Source organism: Enterobacter sp. MG-EB028 (assembly GCF_056673305.1).
Window position 1 is genome coordinate 3734898 of sequence record NZ_CP195079.1, and the last position, 14871, is coordinate 3749768.

Sequence of the window (14871 nt, forward strand, 5' to 3'; positions counted from 1 at the left end):
GGATGCTTGCCTTATAAAAAGTAGCGATCGCGGAAGGTCAACAGCGCCTTTTCAAAACAGCTAAACGGCGGGTGAACGATGCCCGCCCCAATCATGCCGATGCCCGCGTCCTTATGGGCAATGGCGGTATTAATGACCGGCAAAATGCCGCTGCCCGCGACTCTGGTGATGTCGATGGCGGTCGGGATACCCATAAACGAGAGCAGCGGAATGGTGACGTTCGGGTTTTCGCCGAGGGTGATCTCGCGCATCTGGCGGGAGAAGTCGATGGCTTCCTCCACCGTGCCGCCCACCAGCGCAACGATGGCCGGGGCCGTCGCCATCGCAAAGCCGCCGATGCCGTAGGTTTCGGTGATGGCGCTGTCGCCGATGTCCAGCCCGGAGTCTTCCGGCTTATAGCCCGCAAACATCGGGCCAATCACCTGCTGCGCCGGGCCGGTGAACCACTGCCCCGGCAGGCCGGAGACGCGCAGGCCGAACTCGTAGCCGTTGCGCGCCATGGTGGTGACGACGGTGCTGTACTCAATGCCGTGGGCGGCGTCCAGCGCGGCTTTACACATCGCCATCCACGTTGGGCCGGAGAAGTAGTCGCTGCTGGCGACAAACTCGAACACCTCGTGCTGCTGCTCCACCGGATAGCCCGCCTGAATCAGCCCCGGGGTCAGCGCCTGGATCAGCAGCGTAGTGCCCGCGTTGTTGCGGTTGTGGCACTCGTCGCCCATATGCAGCGCCTGGGCCAGCATCAGGCGCAGGTCGATTTCGCCAACGATCTTCATCGCGTCGCGCAGCATCGGGCCGAGCACGTCGCGCATCCAGTTCAGACGGTCAATCACGCTCTGGTCGTTGGCGCCCATGCGCAGTATCTTCGCCATCTGCTCGCTGAGGTTGGTGAACGCGCGGTTGCCGTAGGTTTTGTTCTCAACGATGTGCATAAACATTGATGCGGAGGTGACGCCCGCCATCGAGCCCACGCAGTCGTGCTCGTGGCACGGCGAGAAGGTGATGTCGCCTGAAGCGGCGAGCCTTGCGGCATCCTCCAGATCCGTCGCCAGCCCTTCAAACACCAGAGCCCCGGTGACTGCGCCCTTCATCGCCCCGCACATGTTTTCCCATGCGACAGGCGGACCGGCGTGCAGAATGGTGGTGCGGGTCATGCCCGGCACAACGTTAATGGCCTGCTCGAAACCCACCAGCACCGGATGGGACTGAATAATGCGCTCAAGAGCGATTTTATTCGCGGCGGCGATCTTCTCCGCCAGCGGTTTTTCCGCCAGCTGGTCGAGCGCCTCCACCACCTGCATATTGCCCTGCCCCGGCGGCGTCCAGTCCAGTTGAGTGACGGGGACGTGCTGTTTTTTGAGATCGTTGCTGAACATCGCAATGCCGACGTTGATGACGTTCAGCGGCTGGTTGAATAAGGTCGTCATTATGCTTTCTCCCCTTTGCAGACAAATTCGCGAGCCAATAATCCGGTATTGGTGCTGCTGCTGGCCCAGATGACGCCTGCATCGGTCAGCAGCTGGCACTGCTGCGCCAGCGACTGCGGATCCTGGTCGGTGCCGAGCACGTAGCCGAGGATCTCCAGCGGACGGTTATCGGCCTTCGCGATCGCCTGCGCCTCCTTGATGGCGTCGATCATCACGCCGACCGGATCCTCGTGCGCGCCAAAGCCGAGCACGAAGTCCATCACGATGACGCCCACCTCCGGATCGCGTGCCTCCTGCAGCAGGCGGCTGATGCGGTTGGTCGGGTCGATCATCGGGTGCGGCTTGCCGTTGGTGAAATCGTCGTCGCCAAAGTCGAGGAAGGTGTGGGCCTGGCTGACGCTGATGTCTTTCAGGCGCTTAGCCGGATCCGGCTGGATGTTGCTGTAAACGTCGTCGAATTTCGCAAGCGCCGCGAACATCGCCTCATCGCACAGGGTGCCGCCGCAGAACAGGCCGCGAATGTATTTCTGCTGCGGGGTCAGGCGGGCGCGCACCTCTTCAATCAGCGGCCAGTTGAGCGGGTGTAAATCCAGGGACTCTTTTTTAATGCCGGTGAGCAGTACCGCCTTCAGCGCCGCCTCTTTGGTGCCGCGGGCAAACTGCAGGCCGTCTTCATCGGCGGGCGGTTCGCTGCGGCCAAGGAAGCACACGATGACAGGCTTGCGGCATGCCCGCGCGCGCGCCAGAACTTTCTCCGCCACCGCAGGTGCGGGCGGCTTGGAGATGAGCGCAATGACCCGGGTGCCCTCATCGGCTTCGAGCATGTCGATGGCATCGAGCATCATCAGGCCGCCGATTTTCTCGCTGAGATCGCGCCCGCCGGTGCCAATCAGCTGAGACACGCCGCCGCCGAATTCATGAATGCGCACACTCAGCTCCTGGCTGCCGGTGCCAGAGGCGCCGACGATGCCAATCGGCCCGCGGCGCACCGCGTTGGCGAAGCACAGCCCCGCGCCGTTGATAATGGCGGTGCCGCAGTCCGGCCCCATCATCAGCAGCCCTTTCTGGTGCGCCAGCTGCTTCAGCGCCAGCTCGTCGTCGAGGGATACGTTATCGGAAAAGAGCATGACGTTAAGATCGTTTTCCAGCGCCTGGCGCGCTTCGCGTGCGGCGAAGGTGCCGTTAACGGAAATCACCGCAAGGTTGCTGTCCGGGCGATGGGTTTTGGCGCTGGCAATCGTCGCGTAGCGTGCTTCATGGGTGCCTCCGCTCTCTTTACGCGTGAATAACGCCTCAATAGCGGCCAGGGTTTCATCATTCGCCGCGGCGCCTTTAATCACGATCATCAGGTCGCCGTTTTTGGCGTCGGCTAATTCCGGCGTTAACAGCCCGAGATTTTTTAATACGCCTTTGTTCATTTCCGTCGCCATGGCCACAAACGCCTGCTCGACGCCCGGTAATTTATTGGCTTTGGTGGAAACGGACATCAGTGAAACCGAATCAAAATACGTGTTCTTTTTTATAACGATTTTGGTTGGCATTGTTTTCTCCTGAATACGGATAAAAGGGGGCCGCCGTCGTGCAGAATGCACGTCGGTAAAAATGCTTTTTTGAATTAACGGCCAGCCTGAAGTGGCTGGCCGAATGCGTTATGCGCCTGCCGCCAGCAGCAGGTCGGCTATTGCATCGAAGCCTTTTTCCCGCGCCAGTTCGAGCGGGGTTTTACCGTATTTATCGGTCATGTGCGGGTTCGCGCCGTGATCCAGCAGCAGCTTCACAATCTCCTGCTGCTTTGCGCCACCGTCGTTCAGCACAATGGCTTCCAGCAGCGGCGTCCAGCCGACAAAATTGGTGTGGTTGACGTTAATATCGGTTTTTGCCAGCAGCTCGCGCACGATTTCAACGTGGCCTTTTTCACTGGCAGGGGTAATGCCCACGCCGCCGAAGCGCGTCAGGCGGTCAAGATCCGGATTCGCCGGAAGGACAATGCGCAGCAGGGTTAAATCATTGGTCAGGCAGCTTATCAGGAAGGGGTTAAAACAGGTCTGATCCTGTTTATCAATATCCGCGCCGGCAGCAATTAAATATTCCACACAGGCGTAATGCTTTTTCAGGCTGGCAATAATAATGGCGGTTCTTTTCTGGCGGTTGGTGGCGTTAATATCCACGCCGTTATCCAGGCAGGCTTTTAGCGCGTCGATGTTGCCCTCTTCTGCCGCCAGCAGAAATTCCGTAACGAGTGCGTTTGCAGACATATTCAGTCTCCCAATGTTTCACTTCTGATGACCTGAGAATAGCAACAGCCTGGTCACAAAAGAATCCGCTTAAAAATGATTCATCGACACGCAATTAATTATTGAGTTAAATTCAACAGTCAGGCTAAAACGTGCGTCTGTGCAACCTTTTTCTTATGGCTTACCGCTTTTTATCGTCTCAGACAGCATTATCCTTATGGTTGTAAAAGCCTTGCATGACGCGGCTCCGCGTAAATAGTCAGAACTGTGACCCACTTCAAATGTGATGTAACGGCGCTGTTAAAATATGTTCAAAACTGATGGCTGAGGATGCTGTGATATGAATTCCATCTTTACCGAAGAGAATCTGCTGGCCTTCACCACTGCGGCACGCTTCGGCAGCTTCAGCAAAGCCGCCGCCGAGCTGGGCGTGACGACCTCCGCCATCAGTTACACCATCAAACGCATGGAGACCGGGCTGGACGTGGTGCTGTTTGTGCGCAATACGCGCAGCATCGAGCTGACCGAATCCGGGTTTTACTTTTACCGTAAAGCCACCGACCTGCTGAACGATTTTCACGCCATCAAGCGCGGGATAGATACCATCTCTCAGGGCATTGAGGCGCGGGTGCGTATCTGCATTAATCAGCTCTTGTATACGCCGCGCCATACCGCGCGGCTGCTGCAGGTGCTGAAAAAGCAGTTTCCCACCTGTCAGATCACCGTCACCACCGAGGTGTACAACGGCGTCTGGGATTCCATCATCAACAACCAGGCCAACATCGCCATCGGCGCACCGGACACCCTGCTGGACGGCGGCGGGATTGATTACACCGAAATTGGCGCCATCCGCTGGGTGTTTGCCATCGCGCCGGAACATCCCCTCGCCTTTGTTCCCGAACCGATAGCGGAGAGCCAGCTGCGTCTGTATCCCAACATCATGGTGGAAGATACAGCGCATACCATCAACAAAAAGGTCGGCTGGCTGCTGCACGGCCAGGAGGCGATTCTGGTGCCGGATTTCAACACCAAGTGCCAGTGTCAGATTCTGGGGGAAGGGATTGGCTTTTTGCCGGAATACATGGCAAGAGAGGCGGTGGAAGACGGGCTGCTCATCACGCGGCGCATTAATAACCCGCGTCAGGATTCGCGCATGCTGCTCGCCACGCAGCATGCAGCGACCGGCCAGGTGACGCGCTGGATCAAACAGCAGTTTGGCCCGGAGGGCGTATTGACCGGCATCTACAGTGACTTACTGTGGCGCACTTAGTTTTTCGTTTGTACCCAAAACGCGTGGATAAGACCCGGGAAGTAGCCCAGAAGGGTCAGAAGGATGTTCAGAATAAACGCCCAGCCCAGTCCCTTGCCAAGCAGCACGCCCAGCGGCGGGAGAATAATCGTAAAAACAACGCGCCAAAAACCCATAATCACTCCGTGCAAGCTAACCAATTGAAAATTAAAAAGAGACACTCTCTAAGCATAGCCAGTTTACGGGTAACCGCCATTCGTCTCTCGCGCTTTTACCTGCCTTTACCCTTTTTACACTGGCTTAAGCCTTTCCTTAAATGTTCTACTACTCAGAAATTGACCGAAAGGAAACACCATGTCTCTTTCTCTTATTTCGCCTCAGCAGGCAAACGCGCTTGTTAAAGAAGGCGCAAAACTGGTTGATATTCGCGATCCCGACGAGTATGCCCGTGAGCATATTCCGGCAGCGCACTCCATACCGCTGGATTCTTTACCCGGCGGGCTTAATGCATCCCCTGGTGAAACGGTGATTTTTCACTGTCAGTCCGGGGCACGGACATCAAACAATGCTGCGCGACTTGCGCAGGCAGCGTCTCCGGCTCAGGCCTTCGTGGTTGAGGGGGGCATTCAGGGCTGGAAGCAGGCCGGGCTGCTGACCGTTGAAGATAAATCCCAGCCGCTTCCGCTGATGCGGCAGGTACAAATTGCCGCCGGACTGCTGATCCTCTGCGGCGTGGTGCTGGGCTATAGCGTCTCCAGCGGCTTTTTCCTGCTAAGCGGTTTTGTCGGCGCCGGGCTGCTTTTCGCCGGTGTTACGGGCTTTTGTGGCATGGCGCGGCTGCTGAAGATAATGCCGTGGAACCGTCGTACCCCATAAGCAGTAATCAATGAATTACGCTGTACCCGGTGCCGGACGTGGGCTAAGGTGAAGATCGCTAAAACGATGAGGAGGTTATATGTTTTCTGTCGGTGATTATGTGCAACCGCTTAAAGGCGGCCCGAAACTGAAGGTGCTCGAAATGAACGGTGAAAGCGTTGTAGCGGTACAGGCCAGCAATGAACAAGGTGAAAAATATACGCTGAAAGCGGCCGAGCTGGCACCGTATACCGAGGAAGGTGATTTCGGCGTCTGCTGAACAGACAACCGGGCGGCTTGTTCCGCCCGGTCCACGTATTAGATCAGAAAATCATCCAGTGATTTACCCTCTGCCAGCGCGCTGGCAATAGGCTTCGGCGTGCGGCCCTGGCCGGTCCACGTTTTCTCTTCACCGTTCTGGTCAATAAAGCGATATTTCGCTTCACGCGGTTTACGCTTTTTAGTCGCTTTACCCGCCTGCGCCAGTTCTGAACCCAGCAGATCGGAGGGGGAAATACCATCGGCTTTCATCAGCTCAAGCAGGGCATTAATTTTTTCCTGCTGCTCGGCACGCTGCTGCTCTAATTCTGCCAGCTCGCTGCGTTTCTCTTCAGTAACGACCCTGACCTTTTCCAGCATTTCCTCAAGAACGTCCAGGGATAATTCACGCGCCATCGCGCGCAGGGTTCGGATATTATTAAGATTCTGTAACGTCAAAGACATATTATTTGAAAACCTTTTCTTTGGGGTAAATAGATAAATCGCCGACAGAATAATTCATTTGAGTTGAAATATCTACCCAAAGGACCGTATGGGCATAATTGTAAATATAACTAAATCACGCTGTTAATATTAGAACAGGATGCAGTCAGGGCAGAGGCGAATCTAATCACTGCATCCATATAAATGGTCAACTTTTATCCGAATCACAGCATATTGCGCCGCTACCATAACGGTGATTTTCACCCGCACAAACATTAAAACTAACCAATTGATTAAATTATAAAAATTATCAAACGAGACAGATTATAACGAACAGAGTAAAAATCACACAATTTTAGAGAATTTTGTGGACAAAAGGTGATTAAATAAAAATTAATCACTAGTTGTTAGTTCAAAGTCAGAGATATACTCTATACACCTCAAGCAAACCAACCTAAAGCACTAACCGCTGCAGGAAAATCGTTTCCACCGTGTTCTTCTCAAGGAGTTCAGACATGTTCTCGCCGCAATCTCGCCTGCGCCACGCGGTGGCGGATACTTTCGCGATGGTTGTTTACTGTTCCGTCGTGAACATGCTGATCGAAATATTCCTCTCCGGAATGACCTTCGAGCAGTCACTTTCTTCTCGCCTGGTGGCGATCCCGGTCAATATTATTATCGCATGGCCTTACGGGCTATACCGCGATGCCGTCATGCGCTTCTCGCGTCGTATCAGCCCGGCGGGCTGGATGAAAAACCTTGCCGACGTACTGGCGTACGTCACGTTCCAGTCTCCGGTCTACGTGGCTATTTTGCTGACGGTGGGCGCGGACTGGCACCAGATCGCCGCAGCGGTCAGTTCGAATATCGTGGTATCAATGCTGATGGGTGCGGTATACGGCTATTTTCTCGACTACTGCCGCCGTCTGTTCAAAGTCAGCCAGTACAGCCAGGTAAAAGCGTAATGTGAAGCGACTGGCGAATGCCAGTCGCAGATTTACTGTACGTCGCCAAACAGTCCCTTAAGAAACCGCTCCAGCGCCATACGCGAGCTGAAACCGTGCGGAATACCATAATGCTCATGCCGTTCACCGCCTAAATAGAGCGGAAATTGCTGATAATGATCGCAGGTTTTAATATCCGAGGCAGGTTCAGCAAATGACAGACTTCTGTCTTTCAGCGTCGGGTGAATAATGAGTGCGGTACGTCCCATCCTGGCTTCACGATTAACATACACATAATTCTCGCCTCGGCGATATCCATACGCTTTTGGCGTCACCTCATCCATGGTGAATCCCTCTTTTTCAAGAACGCGTGCCACCTCGTCAGGTCGTAAATACATATCTTTTCCTCGTTATCTTTTCCTGCCCGGCAACCTTACAGTATTCAGCATTAGCAGGGCTTTCAGAATAGTCCATAAACTGCCGGATAACGCGTGATGCGCTTCAGATATTAAATTTCTGAACTAAACTCATCAGGAACACAAAATTACGGAGGATCGTATGTTTAACAGACCGAACCGAAACGATATTAACGACGACGCTCAGGATATTCGTAATGATGTCAGCCAATTAGCGGACACGCTGGAAGAGGTGCTGAAGTCCTGGGGTACTGACGCGAAGGACGAAGCGGATGCCGCAAAACGTAAGGCTCAGTCTCTGCTCCGTGAAACCCGCGCCCGCATGAACGGACGTTCACGCGCCACACAGGCGGCCTGCGATATGGCAAGCTGCGCTACGACCTTCGTACGTGAAAAACCACTTTGTACGCTGGGAACCGTCGCGGCGGTCGGCATCTTTGTCGGTGCCCTGCTCAGCCTGCGTAAGTAAGTCTGACTTATCCGCCCCGGTAGCCTCTGGCGCCGGGGCTTTTCTTTGCCTTCACACCCGAAAAACCCGTACAGCCAGCCCTGCCCCGCTGTGCTCATCATCAGGGCAACATCAATCTGAATTTCCCATATCTTGTATGGTTGAATCTTATCTCAACTACATCTAGTATTCTCTTTAGAAAGACACACACTACCTGACGCGTTAACTCGCGCCCTTTTCTCATTCTAAATGGAAATACGAATCATGAGCATTATTATTTACACTCGTAATGACTGTGTTCAGTGCCACGCCACCAAACGGGCGATGGAGAGCCGCGGCGTGGCGTTTGAGATGGTGAATATCGACCAGCAGCCCGAGGCCGCCGATACCCTGCGCGCGCAGGGATTTCGTCAGCTTCCGGTGGTGGTTGCCGGTGACACCAGCTGGTCTGGCTTTCGCCCGGACATGATTAACCGCCTGAGCGCTCAGGCCACGCGTGCATGAGCAGGCTGGTCTTCTTTTCCAGCAGCTCGGAAAACACGCTCCGCTTTATTGAGCGCCTCGGACTGCCTGCGGTGCGTATTCCGCTCAACGAGCGGGAGCGTATTCAGGTAGACGAACCTTACATTCTGGTGGTGCCCAGCTATGGCGGGGGCGGTACGGCGGGAGCGGTGCCTCGCCAGGTGATCCGCTTTCTGAACGATCCTCATAACCGGGAGCTGATTCGGGGCGTGATCGCGGCGGGCAATCGTAATTTCGGCGATGCGTATGGCCGCGCCGGGGATGTCATCTCTCAAAAATGCGGCGTGCCGTATCTCTATCGTTTCGAACTGATGGGGACACAGCAGGACGTAGAAAACGTGCGTAAAGGAGTGAACGAATTTTGGCAACGACAACCGCAGAACGGGTAATTCAGGCAACGCCGGACTACCACGCATTAAACGCGATGCTTAACCTCTATGACCGGGAGGGGCGCATTCAGTTTGGCAAAGATCGCGAGGCGGTAGAAGCCTTTTTCGCGGCCCACGTCCGTCCGAACAGCGTCGCTTTTGGCAGCCAGCAGGAACGTCTCGACTATCTGGTTAACGAAGGTTATTACGAGGAACGCGCGCTGGCCCGCTATAACCGCGCTTTCGTGGTGAATCTGTTTGAGCGCGCCCATGCCAGCGGTTTTCGTTTCCAGACCTTCCTCGGCGCGTGGAAGTATTACACCAGCTACACCCTGAAAACCTTCGACGGCAAACGCTACCTGGAAAGCTTTGAAGATCGCACCGTGATGGTGGCGCTGACGCTGGCCCAGGGCGACGAAGCGCTGGCCGAAAGGCTGACGGAGGAGATCCTCTCCGGCCGCTTCCAGCCCGCCACGCCGACGTTTCTCAACTGCGGTAAAGCCCAGCGCGGCGAGCTGGTCTCCTGCTTCCTCCTGCGCATCGAGGACAATATGGAGTCGATTGGTCGCGCGGTGAACTCGGCACTGCAGCTTTCCAAACGCGGCGGCGGCGTGGCGTTTCTGCTCTCGAACCTGCGTGAAGCGGGTGCGCCGATCAAGCGCATCGAAAACCAGTCCTCCGGGGTAATCCCGGTGATGAAGATGCTGGAAGACGCGTTCTCCTATGCCAACCAGCTTGGCGCACGTCAGGGCGCGGGAGCGGTTTACCTGCATGCGCATCACCCGGACATTCTGCGTTTTCTCGATACCAAACGCGAAAACGCCGACGAAAAAATCCGCATCAAAACCCTGTCGCTCGGCGTGGTGATCCCGGATATTACTTTTAAACTGGCTAAAGAGAATGCCGAGATGGCGCTCTTCTCGCCCTATGATATTGAGCGTATTTACGGCAAAGCGTTTGGCGACGTGGCCATCAGCGAGCTGTACGACGAGCTGGTGGCCGACGAGCGCATTCGTAAAAAATACATCAACGCCCGCGATTTCTTCCAGACGCTGGCCGAAATTCAGTTTGAGTCCGGTTATCCGTACATCATGTTCGAGGACACGGTGAACCGTGCCAACCCGATCGCCGGGCGTATCAACATGAGCAACCTGTGCTCGGAGATCTTGCAGGTCAACAGCGCGTCCGCCTACGACGAGAACCTGGACTATGCGGAAATCGGCAAAGATATCTCCTGCAACCTCGGGTCGCTCAATATTGCTCACACCATGGATTCGCCGGATTTTGGCCGCACGGTGGAGACCGCCATTCGCGGGCTGACGGCGGTCTCAGACATGAGCCACATCCGCAGCGTGCCCTCCATCGAGGCGGGTAACGCCGCATCGCATGCCATTGGCCTGGGGCAGATGAACCTGCACGGTTATCTGGCGCGGGAAGGTATCGCCTACGGCAGTCCGGAAGGGCTGGATTTCACCAACCTCTATTTCTACACCGTCACCTGGCACGCGCTGCACACCTCGATGATGCTGGCGCGCGAGCGCAGCCAGCGGTTCGCAGGCTTTGAGCAATCCCGCTACGCCAGCGGGGAATATTTCAGCCAGTATCTGGAAGGCGACTGGCAGCCAAAAACCGAAAAAGTGCGCGAACTGTTCGCCCGCGCGGGGATTACCCTGCCGACGCGAGAGATGTGGCAGCAGCTGCGTGACGACGTGATGCGCTACGGCATCTACAACCAGAACCTGCAGGCCGTGCCGCCAACCGGTTCGATTTCCTACATCAACCACGCCACGTCGAGCATTCACCCGATCGTGTCGAAAATTGAAATTCGTAAGGAAGGCAAAACCGGGCGCGTTTACTACCCCGCCCCGTTTATGACCAACGAGAACCTGGCGCTTTACCAGGATGCGTATGAGATCGGCCCGGAAAAAATCATCGATACCTACGCCGAAGCGACAAAGCACGTGGATCAGGGGCTGTCGCTGACGCTCTTCTTCCCGGACACCGCCACCACGCGGGATATCAACAGAGCGCAGATCTACGCCTGGAAGAAAGGCATCAAAACGCTCTACTACATTCGCCTGCGCCAGCTTGCGCTGGAAGGTACCGAAATCGAAGGCTGCGTGTCCTGCGCGCTGTAAGGAGAAAGGATGAAACTGTCACGCGTGAGTGCCGTTAACTGGAATAAAATCCAGGATGATAAAGACCTGGAGGTGTGGAACCGCCTGACCAGCAACTTCTGGCTGCCGGAAAAGGTGCCGCTCTCAAACGATATTCCAGCCTGGCAGACGCTGAGCCACGCCGAGCAGCAGCTGACGATCCGCGTCTTTACCGGCCTGACGCTGCTGGACACCATCCAGAATACCGTGGGTGCCCCCGCACTGATGAGCGACGCGCTGACGCCGCACGAAGAGGCGGTGATGTCGAACATCAGCTTTATGGAGGCGGTACATGCCCGCTCCTACAGCTCGATTTTCTCCACGCTGTGCCAGACCAAAGACGTGGACGCGGCCTACGCCTGGAGTGAAGAGAGCGAGTCGTTGCAGCGAAAGGCGGAGCTGGTGCTGGAATATTACCGCGCCGACGAGCCGCTGAAGAAGAAGATCGCCAGCGTGTTCCTGGAATCCTTCCTCTTCTATTCCGGCTTCTGGCTGCCCATGTACTGGTCGAGCCGGGGCAAGCTCACCAACACCGCCGATTTGATTCGACTCATCATTCGTGACGAGGCGGTTCACGGGTATTACATCGGCTATAAATACCAGAAAGGGCTGGAGAAAGTCAGTCCGGAGAAACGCGAGGAGCTCAAAGGTTTTGCGCTCGATTTGCTGATGGATCTGTACGACAACGAACTGAACTATACCGAAGAATTGTACGCCGGAACGGGCTGGGAAGAGGACGTAAAAGCGTTTCTCTGCTACAACGCGAACAAAGCGCTGATGAACCTTGGTTACGACGCGCTGTTCCCGCCGGAGATGGCGGAGGTGAACCCGGCGATCCTGGCGGCGCTGTCGCCGAATGCCGATGAAAACCACGACTTCTTCTCGGGATCCGGCTCATCGTATGTGATGGGCAAGGCGGTGGAAACCGAGGATGAAGACTGGGATTTTTAATGAACGCTAACGTTCGTTAATTTAATATAAACCCAACAATTCTCTCTCTAATATTTACAAAACAACTACACTGTAATTTCCGCGTCATATTCGCCTGAATCACACCGATTCAGGCGAAATTTCCTGATGCCGCAGCAAAAAAAATGAGAAAAATTCAAACTGCCCTCAGCCCTTTATTCATGGGAAATTCAGCCGCTTCGCTTACCTGAAAATTCACGTCATAAGCAAACCCAGGGTTGTCTCAGATTCTGAGTATGTTAGGGTTATGCCCGTTAACAATTTACCATGGTAATCATATCGACATAAACAAATAACAGGACACTCTCTATTGCATGGCAATTAAATTAGAAGTGAAAAATCTTTATAAAGTATTTGGCGAGCACCCGCAGCGCGCATTCAAATATATTGAGAAAGGCCTTTCGAAAGAGCAAATTCTGGAAAAAACCGGGCTATCGCTTGGCGTTAAAGACGCCAGTCTGGCCATTGAAGAAGGCGAGATTTTTGTCATCATGGGGTTATCCGGTTCGGGTAAATCCACTATGGTTCGCCTTCTCAATCGCCTGATTGAACCCACCCGCGGGCAGGTGCTGATTGACGGTGTGGATATCGCCAGAATATCAGACGCCGAGCTTCGCGAGGTGCGCAGAAAGAAGATCGCAATGGTGTTTCAGTCATTCGCGCTGATGCCGCACATGACGGTGCTGGATAATACCGCCTTTGGCATGGAATTAGCCGGCACGCCCGCTCAGGAACGTCAGGAAAAAGCCCTTGATGCCCTGCGCCAGGTGGGGCTTGAGAATTATGCTCACGCGTATCCGGATGAACTTTCCGGCGGTATGCGTCAGCGCGTGGGATTAGCCCGCGCGTTGGCCATTAATCCAGACATATTATTAATGGATGAAGCCTTCTCAGCCCTCGATCCGTTAATTCGCACCGAGATGCAGGATGAGCTGGTAAAATTACAGGCCAGACATCAGCGAACTATTGTCTTTATTTCCCACGATTTAGACGAAGCCATGCGTATTGGCGACCGAATTGCCATTATGCAAAACGGAGAGGTGGTGCAGGTCGGCACGCCGGATGAAATTCTGAATAATCCGGCGAATGATTACGTGCGAACCTTCTTCCGCGGCGTGGATATTAGCCAGGTATTTAGCGCTAAAGATATTGCGCGCCGAACGCCGAACGGCATTATCCGTAAAACGCCAGGCTTCGGCCCGCGCTCCGCCCTTAAGCTGCTGCAGGACGAAGACCGTGAATACGGTTATCTGGTTGAACGCGGCAATAAATTTGTCGGCGTTGTCTCCATCGACTCTCTGAAAACCGCGCTTAGCGAAAATCAGGGGATCGATGCGGCGTTAATTGACGCTCCGCTTGCCGTGGACGCCGAAACGCCGCTCAGCGAGTTGCTCTCTCACGTGGGCCAGGCGCCGTGCGCCGTGCCGGTCGTGGGTGAGGAACAACAGTACGTCGGCATCATCTCCAAACGGATGCTGCTGCAGGCTTTAGATCGCGAGGGGGCAAACAATGACCGATCAAACTAACCCGTGGGGCACCACAGAGGCAGCGGACAGCGCTGCGCAATCCGCCGACGCATGGGGCTCCACGCCTGCACCTGCCGACGGCGGCGGCGCGGCAGACTGGCTGAACAGCGCGCCCGCGCCTGCGCCAGAACACTTCAACATCATGGATCCGTTCCATAAAACCCTGATCCCGCTGGACAGCTGGGTTACGGAGGGGATCGACTGGGTGGTCACGCACTTCCGTCCGGTGTTCCAGGGGATCCGCGTCCCGGTGGACTACATCCTGAACGGCTTCCAGCAGCTGATGCTGGGCATGCCTGCGCCGGTGGCCATTATCCTGTTCTCCCTGATTGCCTGGCAGTTCGGCAGCGCGGGGATGGGCATCGCCACGCTGATTTCGCTGATTGCCATCGGCGCGATTGGCGCGTGGTCGCAGGCAATGATCACGCTGGCGCTGGTGCTGACCGCCCTGCTCTTCTGCATCGTCATCGGGCTACCGATGGGGATCTGGCTGGCGCGCAGCCCGCGGGCCGCGAAGATTATTCGTCCGCTGCTGGATGCAATGCAGACCACGCCGGCGTTCGTCTATCTGGTGCCTATCGTGATGCTGTTCGGCATCGGTAACGTGCCGGGCGTGGTGGTGACCATTATCTTCGCCCTGCCGCCGATTATTCGTCTGACCATCCTGGGGATTAACCAGGTACCTGCGGATCTGATTGAGGCCTCGCGCTCGTTTGGTGCCAGCCCGCGCCAGATGCTGTTTAAGGTTCAGCTCCCGCTGGCGATGCCGACCATCATGGCAGGCGTTAACCAGACGCTGATGCTGGCCCTGTCGATGGTGGTGATCGCCTCGATGATCGCCGTTGGCGGACTGGGCCAGATGGTGCTGCGCGGCATTGGCCGTCTCGACATGGGGCTGGCCACCGTTGGCGGCGTCGGGATTGTGATCCTCGCCATTATTCTCGATCGCCTGACTCAGGCCGTCGGTCGTGATTCACGCAGTCGCGGCAACCGTCGCTGGTATACCACCGGCCCCGTCGGGTTACTGACCCGCCCATTTACAAAATAAGGAACAA

17 protein-coding genes are annotated in these 14871 nt (G+C 55.6%); 11 read left to right on the forward strand and 6 right to left on the reverse strand.

Features of this window, described 5'->3' with window-relative positions:
* Nucleotides 1-11: 11 nt before the first annotated feature.
* The 3 genes from ACR42C_RS17580 to ACR42C_RS17590 all read right to left on the reverse strand — a co-directional run bounded on the left by ACR42C_RS17580 (nucleotide 12) and on the right by ACR42C_RS17590 (nucleotide 3682).
* Entirely contained in the window at nucleotides 12-1427 is a 1416-nt protein-coding gene (locus tag ACR42C_RS17580; RefSeq protein WP_479984384.1) for a YlbE family protein, read from the reverse strand.
* Nucleotides 1427-2968: an acyl-CoA synthetase FdrA gene (gene fdrA, locus ACR42C_RS17585; RefSeq protein ID WP_163330124.1), complete on the reverse strand. Its 1542-nt coding sequence runs from the start codon at nucleotides 2966-2968 to the stop codon at nucleotides 1427-1429. The genes ACR42C_RS17580 and fdrA overlap by 1 nt, the downstream gene beginning before the upstream one ends.
* A gap of 108 nt (nucleotides 2969-3076) precedes the next feature.
* Nucleotides 3077-3682 carry an ankyrin repeat domain-containing protein gene (locus tag ACR42C_RS17590; RefSeq protein ID WP_166712155.1) on the reverse strand — a complete coding sequence of 202 codons (606 nt, stop codon included), beginning with the start codon at nucleotides 3680-3682 and terminating at the stop codon, nucleotides 3077-3079.
* A 319-nt stretch (nucleotides 3683-4001) separates the two neighbouring features.
* Here ACR42C_RS17590 and ACR42C_RS17595 point away from each other — a divergent pair, with 319 nt between their 5' ends.
* The gene (locus ACR42C_RS17595; RefSeq protein WP_061097308.1) at nucleotides 4002-4931 is read left to right on the forward strand and encodes a LysR substrate-binding domain-containing protein; all 930 of its coding nucleotides are present in this window, start codon (nucleotides 4002-4004) and stop codon (nucleotides 4929-4931) included.
* Here ACR42C_RS17595 and ACR42C_RS17600 read toward each other — a convergent pair.
* Nucleotides 4928-5086: a YqaE/Pmp3 family membrane protein gene (locus tag ACR42C_RS17600; protein WP_116343819.1), complete on the reverse strand. Its 159-nt coding sequence runs from the start codon at nucleotides 5084-5086 to the stop codon at nucleotides 4928-4930. The two genes, ACR42C_RS17595 and ACR42C_RS17600, sit on opposite strands and share 4 nt — an antisense overlap.
* Before the next feature lie 178 nt (nucleotides 5087-5264).
* Between ACR42C_RS17600 and ACR42C_RS17605 the strand changes: the two genes are divergently transcribed.
* Both ACR42C_RS17605 and ACR42C_RS17610 read left to right on the forward strand, forming a co-directional pair.
* Nucleotides 5265-5786 (forward strand): rhodanese family protein, encoded by a 522-nt coding sequence (locus tag ACR42C_RS17605; RefSeq protein ID WP_316380167.1) that lies wholly within the window; start codon nucleotides 5265-5267, stop codon nucleotides 5784-5786.
* A 79-nt stretch (nucleotides 5787-5865) separates the two neighbouring features.
* Nucleotides 5866-6045, forward strand: a complete 180-nt coding sequence (locus ACR42C_RS17610; protein WP_479984385.1) for a hypothetical protein — start codon at nucleotides 5866-5868, stop codon at nucleotides 6043-6045.
* A gap of 38 nt (nucleotides 6046-6083) precedes the next feature.
* Here the strand turns inward: ACR42C_RS17610 and stpA are convergent, their stop codons facing one another.
* The gene (stpA, locus tag ACR42C_RS17615) at nucleotides 6084-6488 is read right to left on the reverse strand and encodes a DNA-binding protein StpA (protein ID WP_479984386.1); all 405 of its coding nucleotides are present in this window, start codon (nucleotides 6486-6488) and stop codon (nucleotides 6084-6086) included.
* A 494-nt stretch (nucleotides 6489-6982) separates the two neighbouring features.
* Between stpA and alaE the strand changes: the two genes are divergently transcribed.
* The gene (gene alaE, locus ACR42C_RS17620) at nucleotides 6983-7432 is read left to right on the forward strand and encodes an L-alanine exporter AlaE (RefSeq protein WP_116343823.1); all 450 of its coding nucleotides are present in this window, start codon (nucleotides 6983-6985) and stop codon (nucleotides 7430-7432) included.
* 32 nt (nucleotides 7433-7464) lie between these two features.
* On the opposite strand, the gene ACR42C_RS17625 is transcribed toward alaE, so the two are convergent.
* Nucleotides 7465-7809, reverse strand: a complete 345-nt coding sequence (locus ACR42C_RS17625; RefSeq protein WP_023308923.1) for a DUF2002 family protein — start codon at nucleotides 7807-7809, stop codon at nucleotides 7465-7467.
* A gap of 160 nt (nucleotides 7810-7969) precedes the next feature.
* Here ACR42C_RS17625 and ACR42C_RS17630 point away from each other — a divergent pair, with 160 nt between their 5' ends.
* The 7 genes from ACR42C_RS17630 to proW all read left to right on the forward strand — a co-directional run bounded on the left by ACR42C_RS17630 (nucleotide 7970) and on the right by proW (nucleotide 14864).
* Complete coding sequence (locus ACR42C_RS17630; RefSeq protein WP_032642961.1) at nucleotides 7970-8296, forward strand: ElaB/YgaM/YqjD family protein; 327 nt, start codon at nucleotides 7970-7972, stop codon at nucleotides 8294-8296.
* Between the two features lie 243 nt (nucleotides 8297-8539).
* Nucleotides 8540-8779 (forward strand): glutaredoxin-like protein NrdH, encoded by a 240-nt coding sequence (gene nrdH / locus ACR42C_RS17635; RefSeq protein WP_116343824.1) that lies wholly within the window; start codon nucleotides 8540-8542, stop codon nucleotides 8777-8779.
* On the forward strand, nucleotides 8776-9186 hold the full coding sequence (gene nrdI, locus ACR42C_RS17640; RefSeq protein WP_116343825.1) for a class Ib ribonucleoside-diphosphate reductase assembly flavoprotein NrdI: 411 nt from the start codon (nucleotides 8776-8778) through the stop codon (nucleotides 9184-9186). The genes nrdH and nrdI overlap by 4 nt, the downstream gene beginning before the upstream one ends.
* Entirely contained in the window at nucleotides 9159-11303 is a 2145-nt protein-coding gene (gene nrdE / locus ACR42C_RS17645) for a class 1b ribonucleoside-diphosphate reductase subunit alpha (RefSeq protein WP_479984387.1), read from the forward strand. Before nrdI ends, nrdE begins: the two co-directional genes overlap by 28 nt.
* Nucleotides 11304-11312: 9 nt before the next feature.
* Nucleotides 11313-12272 carry a class 1b ribonucleoside-diphosphate reductase subunit beta gene (gene nrdF / locus ACR42C_RS17650; protein ID WP_479984388.1) on the forward strand — a complete coding sequence of 320 codons (960 nt, stop codon included), beginning with the start codon at nucleotides 11313-11315 and terminating at the stop codon, nucleotides 12270-12272.
* A gap of 332 nt (nucleotides 12273-12604) precedes the next feature.
* On the forward strand, nucleotides 12605-13816 hold the full coding sequence (proV, locus tag ACR42C_RS17655) for a glycine betaine/L-proline ABC transporter ATP-binding protein ProV (protein ID WP_163330120.1): 1212 nt from the start codon (nucleotides 12605-12607) through the stop codon (nucleotides 13814-13816).
* Nucleotides 13800-14864, forward strand: a complete 1065-nt coding sequence (gene proW / locus ACR42C_RS17660; RefSeq protein WP_119916181.1) for a glycine betaine/L-proline ABC transporter permease ProW — start codon at nucleotides 13800-13802, stop codon at nucleotides 14862-14864. Before proV ends, proW begins: the two co-directional genes overlap by 17 nt.
* Nucleotides 14865-14871 lie beyond the last annotated feature (7 nt).

Excerpts from the sequence above, each read along its gene's own strand:
- ACR42C_RS17580 (WP_479984384.1), bottom strand. The coding sequence starts at position 1,427 with ATGACGACCTTATTCAACCAGCCGCTGAACGTCATCAACGTCGGCATT.
- fdrA (WP_163330124.1), bottom strand. The coding sequence starts at position 2,968 with ATGCCAACCAAAATCGTTATAAAAAAGAACACGTATTTTGATTCGGTT.
- ACR42C_RS17590 (WP_166712155.1), bottom strand. The coding sequence starts at position 3,682 with ATGTCTGCAAACGCACTCGTTACGGAATTTCTGCTGGCGGCAGAAGAG.
- ACR42C_RS17595 (WP_061097308.1), top strand. The coding sequence starts at position 4,002 with ATGAATTCCATCTTTACCGAAGAGAATCTGCTGGCCTTCACCACTGCG.
- ACR42C_RS17600 (WP_116343819.1), bottom strand. The coding sequence starts at position 5,086 with ATGGGTTTTTGGCGCGTTGTTTTTACGATTATTCTCCCGCCGCTGGGC.
- ACR42C_RS17605 (WP_316380167.1), top strand. The coding sequence starts at position 5,265 with ATGTCTCTTTCTCTTATTTCGCCTCAGCAGGCAAACGCGCTTGTTAAA.
- ACR42C_RS17610 (WP_479984385.1), top strand. The coding sequence starts at position 5,866 with ATGTTTTCTGTCGGTGATTATGTGCAACCGCTTAAAGGCGGCCCGAAA.
- stpA (WP_479984386.1), bottom strand. The coding sequence starts at position 6,488 with ATGTCTTTGACGTTACAGAATCTTAATAATATCCGAACCCTGCGCGCG.
- alaE (WP_116343823.1), top strand. The coding sequence starts at position 6,983 with ATGTTCTCGCCGCAATCTCGCCTGCGCCACGCGGTGGCGGATACTTTC.
- ACR42C_RS17625 (WP_023308923.1), bottom strand. The coding sequence starts at position 7,809 with ATGTATTTACGACCTGACGAGGTGGCACGCGTTCTTGAAAAAGAGGGA.
- ACR42C_RS17630 (WP_032642961.1), top strand. The coding sequence starts at position 7,970 with ATGTTTAACAGACCGAACCGAAACGATATTAACGACGACGCTCAGGAT.
- nrdH (WP_116343824.1), top strand. The coding sequence starts at position 8,540 with ATGAGCATTATTATTTACACTCGTAATGACTGTGTTCAGTGCCACGCC.
- nrdI (WP_116343825.1), top strand. The coding sequence starts at position 8,776 with ATGAGCAGGCTGGTCTTCTTTTCCAGCAGCTCGGAAAACACGCTCCGC.
- nrdF (WP_479984388.1), top strand. The coding sequence starts at position 11,313 with ATGAAACTGTCACGCGTGAGTGCCGTTAACTGGAATAAAATCCAGGAT.
- proV (WP_163330120.1), top strand. The coding sequence starts at position 12,605 with ATGGCAATTAAATTAGAAGTGAAAAATCTTTATAAAGTATTTGGCGAG.
- proW (WP_119916181.1), top strand. The coding sequence starts at position 13,800 with ATGACCGATCAAACTAACCCGTGGGGCACCACAGAGGCAGCGGACAGC.